Origin of the sequence: Bradyrhizobium sp. (assembly GCF_049691595.1) — a bacterium.
Classification (GTDB): domain Bacteria; phylum Pseudomonadota; class Alphaproteobacteria; order Rhizobiales; family Xanthobacteraceae; genus Bradyrhizobium.
This window is the reverse complement of record NZ_JBAVNZ010000281.1, coordinates 1-6,295: the sequence shown is the minus strand read 5'-3', so window position 1 is coordinate 6,295 and position 6,295 is coordinate 1. Positions and strand designations below refer to the sequence as shown.

At 63.1% G+C, this 6,295-nt stretch carries 6 protein-coding genes; 2 read left to right on the top strand and 4 right to left on the bottom strand.

Features of this window, described 5'->3' with window-relative positions; translation table 11 throughout:
* From WCE35_RS12765 to WCE35_RS12750, 4 genes are all read right to left on the bottom strand, one after another.
* Positions 1 to 311: hypothetical protein (locus WCE35_RS12765; protein ID WP_424593708.1), on the bottom strand; the 311-nt coding region annotated here is incomplete at its 3' end.
* A 119-nt stretch (positions 312 to 430) separates the two neighbouring features.
* Positions 431 to 1,600 carry an alpha/beta fold hydrolase gene (locus WCE35_RS12760; RefSeq protein WP_424593707.1) on the bottom strand — a complete coding sequence of 390 codons (1,170 nt, stop codon included), beginning with the start codon at positions 1,598 to 1,600 and terminating at the stop codon, positions 431 to 433.
* 182 nt (positions 1,601 to 1,782) lie between these two features.
* Positions 1,783 to 3,327, bottom strand: a complete 1,545-nt coding sequence (locus WCE35_RS12755; RefSeq protein ID WP_424593706.1) for an acyl-CoA synthetase — start codon at positions 3,325 to 3,327, stop codon at positions 1,783 to 1,785.
* 112 nt (positions 3,328 to 3,439) lie between these two features.
* On the bottom strand, positions 3,440 to 4,612 hold the full coding sequence (locus WCE35_RS12750) for an acetyl-CoA C-acetyltransferase (RefSeq protein ID WP_424593705.1): 1,173 nt from the start codon (positions 4,610 to 4,612) through the stop codon (positions 3,440 to 3,442).
* A 140-nt stretch (positions 4,613 to 4,752) separates the two neighbouring features.
* Between WCE35_RS12750 and WCE35_RS12745 the strand changes: the two genes are divergently transcribed.
* Together WCE35_RS12745 and WCE35_RS12740 are read left to right on the top strand one after the other, a co-directional pair.
* Complete coding sequence (locus WCE35_RS12745) at positions 4,753 to 5,421, top strand: TetR family transcriptional regulator (protein WP_424593704.1); 669 nt, start codon at positions 4,753 to 4,755, stop codon at positions 5,419 to 5,421.
* Positions 5,422 to 5,539: 118 nt separating this feature from the next.
* The coding region (locus tag WCE35_RS12740) for an SDR family NAD(P)-dependent oxidoreductase (RefSeq protein ID WP_424593703.1) at positions 5,540 to 6,295 on the top strand (756 nt) is incomplete at its 3' end.

The window sequence follows — 6,295 nt, the reverse complement described above, 5'->3', positions numbered from 1 at the left end:
ACGACGATGACGCGGGGACCATATTCATCATAGTCATATCGGCGATAAAAGCTGTGATGATGATGGTGGTGATGGTGATGGCGGTAGAATTGAGCGAGCTGGACGTTGTCGTCTGCTGACGAACCCGGCCGCGACTCATCGACGGCCCTGAGCACCGCAGCGGCGTTTGGGATCGGCTTGAGCAGGTCGGCGAAGGAATTGGCCCTCAACACGTCGGTCGGGACGGGACCTGGAGGGGGCGCGGCCTCAGCGGCGTGGCATGCTGCGAGCGTTGCCATTGCCCCCAGAAGTCCGGCGATCTTCTTTTCCATATTTCTCCTCCAGTGACTGTCACGGTCGCATTGCCCGGCATTCGGCAACGCGGCCTCTGAAAAATGGTTCCCTCGACCATTTCGCATGATGTCAGAACGACCATGAACCGGTGATGAACCTATCGGATGTCGCAGTCTGCACGCTGCTTCAAGAACTGCAACAGCAAGTGACTGACCTCGGCCGGCTGCTCCTGCTGCACCCAGTGGCCCGCGCCATCGACCAGATGACAGCCGATCATTTGGGTGCAGGCCCTTGACTGCATCGCCTCGAACACGCCGGGGCGCTGATAGGTGCCCCAGTCCTGCCGGCCGGAGATGAAACAGGAGGGCACGTCGATGGTCCGGCCCGACCAGGTCTGCAATTCCGCCACAAATGCGCCCGAGGTGCCGCAGCGATACCATTGCAGCCCGCCCTGGAAGCCGGTGCGTTCGTACTCGGCGCTGTAGAAGGCAAGCTCGCGTTCGGGCAGCCATCGGTTGGCCGCGATCGCTACCGTATCCGGCATTTCCTCCGCGACAGTCGCCGCCATGTCCTTCGCCAGATCCATCACATAATAGGTCGGCAGCTTTGCCAATTCGCTTGCGGACCATGATTTCAGCGGATACGGCGCGTTGGCCTTCCAGTCCGCGCTCTTGTGATGATAGTAGGCGCGCAGGAAATCATGCACGCCCTGCGGCGCATGGTGCATGTCGCGGTTCGCCTCGCGCGTCGAGTAATACCATTGGTAATGCTTGCGCGGACGCGGCAGCGCCGCGAGCTCGCGATGCACGGGGTCTTCCGGCGCGGGCTTTGCCGGCGCGTCCGCGGTGTCAAACGGCAGCGCCGGCGGTCCCGCGAACGGCGCGCTCATCAGCGCGACGGATCGAAACACGTCGGGCCGCACCAGCGCGCACCAGGCGGCGACCGAAGAGCCGAAATCATGCCCGACCACGGCATCGACGCTCGCGTAGCCGAACGCCGACACGAGGCCCAGCGCGTCGCGCACCAGGTTCAACAGCCGGAACGAATTGAGGTCGCCGTCGTAATTGGCGTCCCAGCCGGTGGTGCGGCCATAGCCGCGCTGGTCGGGCGCGATCACGTGATAGCCGGCTTCCGCGAGCGCCGGCATCACCTTGCGCCAGCTGAAGGCGAGTTCGGGAAAGCCGTGCAGCAGCAACAGGCACGGCCGGCCGCGGGTCTCGAAGCCCGCTTCCAGCACATGCATGCGCAGGCCGTTGATGTTGTCGACATAGCGCGAGCGGATGCCGGGGGGAAGCGGGATGTCGGGGAGGTCGGTGCTTGTGTTCATTGACGAAGTTCTCTCCGGTCATGGCCAGCAGGGCTCCCGTGCCCCGGATGCTGCGCAGCGCTCTTGCGGTGCGCTGCTGATCCGGGGTCCATCATGCATGCCGCATCGTCGTGGGTCCCGGCTCTGCGGTGCACCGTGAAGAACGCTGCACCGCGTCCGGGACACCGGGTGCCGATCGTGTCTTACGCCTTCCCCGCCACCTTCGGCCAGTAACGATCGCGCAAATGCCGCTTCACCAGCTTGCCGGTCGGCGTGCGCGGCAGCTCGGCCTCGAAATCGATGCTCTTCGGGCATTTGATCGGCGACAGATGTTTGCGGCAGAACACGATCAGCTCGGCCTCGAGTTCTTTCCCGGCCTTCGCCATGTCATGCGGCTGCACCACCGCCTTGACCTCTTCGCCCATCTCCTCGTTCGGCACGCCGAACACCGCGACGTCGGCGACGCCGGGATGGGTGATCAGCACGTCCTCGGTCTCCTGCGGGTAGATGTTCACGCCTCCGGAGATGATCATGTAGCTCTTGCGGTCGGTGAGGTAGAGAAAATCCTCCGCGTCGAGATAGCCGACGTCGCCGAGCGTCGACCAGCCCCGCGCATTATAGGCGCGCCTGGTCTTCTCGGGATCGTTGTGATAGGTGAACACCGGCGCGTCGGCGAAATACACCGTGCCGATCTGCCCGGTCGGCGCTTCCTGGTCGTTGTCGTCGAGGATTTTCACCTTGCCGACCACCGCGCGGCCGACCGTGCCGCGATGATCGAGCCATTGCTGCGAGGTCGAGACCGTGACGCCGTTGCCTTCCGAGCCCGCATAATATTCGATCAGGATCGGTCCCCACCATTCGATCATTTTTGCTTTCACCTCGATCGGGCAGGGGGCGGCGGCGTGGATCGCGCCCTTCAGCGAGGAAACGTCGTAGCGCATCCGCACGGCATCCGGCAATTTCAGCATGCGCACGAACATGGTCGGCACCAGTTGCGACTGCGTCACCTTGTACTGCTCGACCAGCTTCAGGAACTGTTCGGCGTCGAAGGATTCCATGATGATCGAGGTGCCCCCCAGCGTGATCGCCATCATGTTGAAGCGCAAGGGAGCCGCGTGATAGAGCGGCGCCGGCGACAGATAGATGCTGTCGGAATTCATGCCGCACATGTCGGCGCAGAGAATCTTCAAAAACGGATTCGGCAGCTCGATCGGATTGTGCTCGGACTCGCGCTTGATGCCCTTGGGCCGGCCGGTGGTGCCCGACGAATACAGCATGTCGTAGCCGGCTTCTTCGTCAGCGATTGGCGTGGTCGGCTGCGCGCCGGCTTCCTTGTCCCATGAACGAAAGCCCGGCAGCGGCTCGTCCATCATGAAGAACAAGGGCGCGCCCGATGCGCCGGTGATCAGGCCTTTGACCTGCTCGGCGCATTTCGGCGATGTGATGACGACCCTGGCACCGCAATCCCTGACGATATAGGCGATCTCGTCCTTCGTCAGGTAGCGGCTGATCGCGGTGTAATAGAGCCCTGAGCGCTGCGCCGCCCAGCAGATCTCCATGAACGCCAGCCGATTCTCCATCAGCAACGCGATGTGATCGCCGGCCTTGAGCCCGAGCGAACGAAACAGATGCGCGCCCTGGTTGGAGAGCTCGTCCAGCTCGCGATAGGTGATCGCCTTGCCGGTGCCGGCCATCTGATAGGCGATCTTGTCCGGCTGGGTGCGGGCGTGGACGGAGGGGTGAGTCATGGGGGGCCTCAAAAAACGCGAAATGGCGAGTAGCGAATGGCGAATAGGGAAGAAAGGGAAAGCTCCCTTCACCCAATCACCATTCGCTACTCGCTATTCGCCACTCGCTCTCTTACAGTCTTTCCACGATCGTCACATTCGCCATGCCGCCGCCTTCGCACATGGTCTGCAGGCCGTAGCGCTTGTTGCGCTGCTTCAGCGCGTTGACCAGCGTAGTCATCAGCTTGGTGCCGGAGCCGCCAAGCGGATGGCCGAGCGCGATCGCGCCGCCATTGACGTTGAGCCGCTCGGGGTCCGCACCTGATGTTTTCAGCCATGCGGTCGGCACCGCGGCAAAGGCCTCGTTGACTTCGAACAGGTCGATGTCGTCGATCGACATGCCGGCCTTCTTCAGCGCGCGTTCGGTCGCATGCAACGGCGCATCCAGCATGATCACGGGATCGCCGCCCATCATGGTGAGATGATGGATTCGCGCCATCGGCTTGATACCGAGCGACTTCAGGCCCCTTTCGTTGACGACCATGACGCCGGAGGCGCCGTCGCAGATCTGGCTGGCGCTGGCGGCGGTGTGCTTGCCGTTCTCCGCGATCAGCTTGACGCCCTTGATCCCCTCGAGGCTGGCATCGAAGCGGATGCCTTCGTCGATAGTGTGGGTGTCGGTCGATCCATCGGCCCGGGTGATCTGCAGCGGGATGATCTCGCCCTTGAACTTGCCGGCCTGGGTCGCGGCGATCGCGCGCTGGTGGCTGTCGTAGGAATACTGGTCGAGTTCGTCTTTGGAGAGGCCGTATTTCTCCGCCATCATCTCCGCGCCGGTGAACTGGCTGAAAACGATATTCGGATATCGCTTCTCGATCCCCGGGCTCTTGTAGTGACCAAAGCCGTTTTTGGCCGGCAGCGACGAGGCGAGGCCCATCGGCACCCGCGTCATCGACTCCACGCCGGCGGCGATCACGCAATCCATGGTGCCGGACATCACCGCCTGCGCCGCGAAATGCAGCGCCTGTTGCGAGGAGCCGCACTGGCGGTCGATCGAGGTGGCGGGCACGCTCTCCGGAAGTTTTGAGGCCATCACGGCGTTGCGGGCGATGTTGTTGGACTGCTCGCCGGCCTGCATCACGCAGCCCATGATCACGTCCTCGATCTGGGCGGGATCGGCGCCGCTGCGCGCGACCAGCGCATCCAGCACGGCGGCGGCGAGGTCGGCCGGATGCCAGCCCGCGAGACGCCCTCCCTTGCGGCCACCCGCGGTGCGTGCGGTAGCGACGATATAGGCCTCGGCCATGACGGTTCTCCCTGGTTGTTCTGGACTGGTGTTTTGCCAGATTTAAGGGACGCAAACGGATTTAGTCAATCAATCAATTAACTCTTGAGTGCGGGCGCGGCATCGGGTTATGTGCCGGGCGGATTTCCCGGCAGGCAGGGATGGGACCACAGTTGAATACCAGCGTACCGACCAGGCTTGCGGCCGGCAAAAATACCACCGCCGACAGGCTGCTGGTGGCGGCGAGCGAGTTGATGATCGAGCGCGCCTCGATCGAGGTGTCGCTTTCTGACATCGCGCAGAAGTCCGGCGTCAATGCCGCGCTGGTGAAATATCATTTCGGCAACAAGGACGGGCTGCTGCTGGCGCTATTGGCCCGCGATGCCGCCACCGAGACGTCGCAGCTCGAATATCTCTTGGCGCAGCCGATTTCGCCGACGGCAAAACTCCGGCTGCATATCGCCGGCATCATCCGCGCCTATCACCAGTTTCCCTATATGAACCGGCTGATCCACTTTCTGCTGCATGAAAGCAGCGCGGAGGCCGCCGACGAGGTGTCGAAATTCTTCGTGGCGCCGCTACTGGATTTTCACCGCAGGCTGCTGGCCGAAGGGATCAAGGCCGGCGAGTTCCGCGACATCGATCCGGTGCTGTTCTATACCAGCCTGATCGGCGCCTGCGACCATCTGTTCTTCGGCCGCCACGCGATGTCGCGCGCGATCGGCGTCGGTCCCGTCACCGACGAAGTCTGCCGCCAATACATCAAGCATATGGAAGCGCTGATCTGCGGCGGCATGCTGGCTAAGGGGCGAATGGCGAATAGCGAGTAGCGAGTAGGGGGAAGAATTAGAAATTAGATAAAGTAGATAATGGGTGTCTGTTTCTTCTCCCATTCGCTATTCGCTATTCGCCAATCCAGAAGAAACGTTCAAGGAAAGGTACTCGAACATGCAGTTGAAAGACGTTGCCGTTATCATCACCGGCGGTGGCTCCGGCCTGGGCGCCGCCACCGCGCGCGCCATGGCCGCCAGGGGCGCCAAGATCGGCGTGCTCGACCAGAGCAAGGAGAATGCCGAGAAGATCGCCGCCGAGGTGAAGGGTGTCGCGCTTCACGCCGACGTCACCGACGAGGCGCAGGTCAAGGCGGCGCTGGCCAAGGCCGAGGCCGCCCATGGCATCGCCCGCGTGCTGATGAACTGTGCCGGCATCGGCGGATCGCAGCGCACCGTCGGCAAGGACGGCGTCTATCCGCTGGACAAGTTCGTCCGCATCATCAACGTCAATTTGATAGGCACCTTCAACGTGCTGCGGCTGTTCGCCGAACGGCTGGCGACCGAAGCGCCGGTTGGCGAGGAGCGCGGCGTCATCATCAACACCGCGTCCGTCGCCGCCTATGAAGGCCAGATCGGCCAGATCGCCTATTCGGCCTCGAAGGGCGGCATCGTCGGCCTGACGCTGCCGGCGGCACGCGATCTCGCCAGCCTCAAGATCCGCGTCAACACCATCGCGCCCGGCCTGTTCCTGACGCCGCTTCTGATGGGATTGAACGAGGAGGCCCGCAAGAGCCTCGGCGCGCAGGTGCCGCATCCAGCCCGGCTCGGCGACGCCTCCGAATACGGCAACCTCGCAGTCCACATCGTCGAGAACCCGATGCTGAACGGCGAGACCATCCGTCTCGACGGCGCGATCCGCATGGCGCCGCGC

Coding starts and splice junctions, on each gene's coding strand:
- WCE35_RS12760 (WP_424593707.1), bottom strand. CDS start 1,600: ATGAACACAAGCACCGACCTCCCCGACATCCCGCTTCCCCCCGGCATC.
- WCE35_RS12755 (WP_424593706.1), bottom strand. CDS start 3,327: ATGACTCACCCCTCCGTCCACGCCCGCACCCAGCCGGACAAGATCGCC.
- WCE35_RS12750 (WP_424593705.1), bottom strand. CDS start 4,612: ATGGCCGAGGCCTATATCGTCGCTACCGCACGCACCGCGGGTGGCCGC.
- WCE35_RS12745 (WP_424593704.1), top strand. CDS start 4,753: ATGGGACCACAGTTGAATACCAGCGTACCGACCAGGCTTGCGGCCGGC.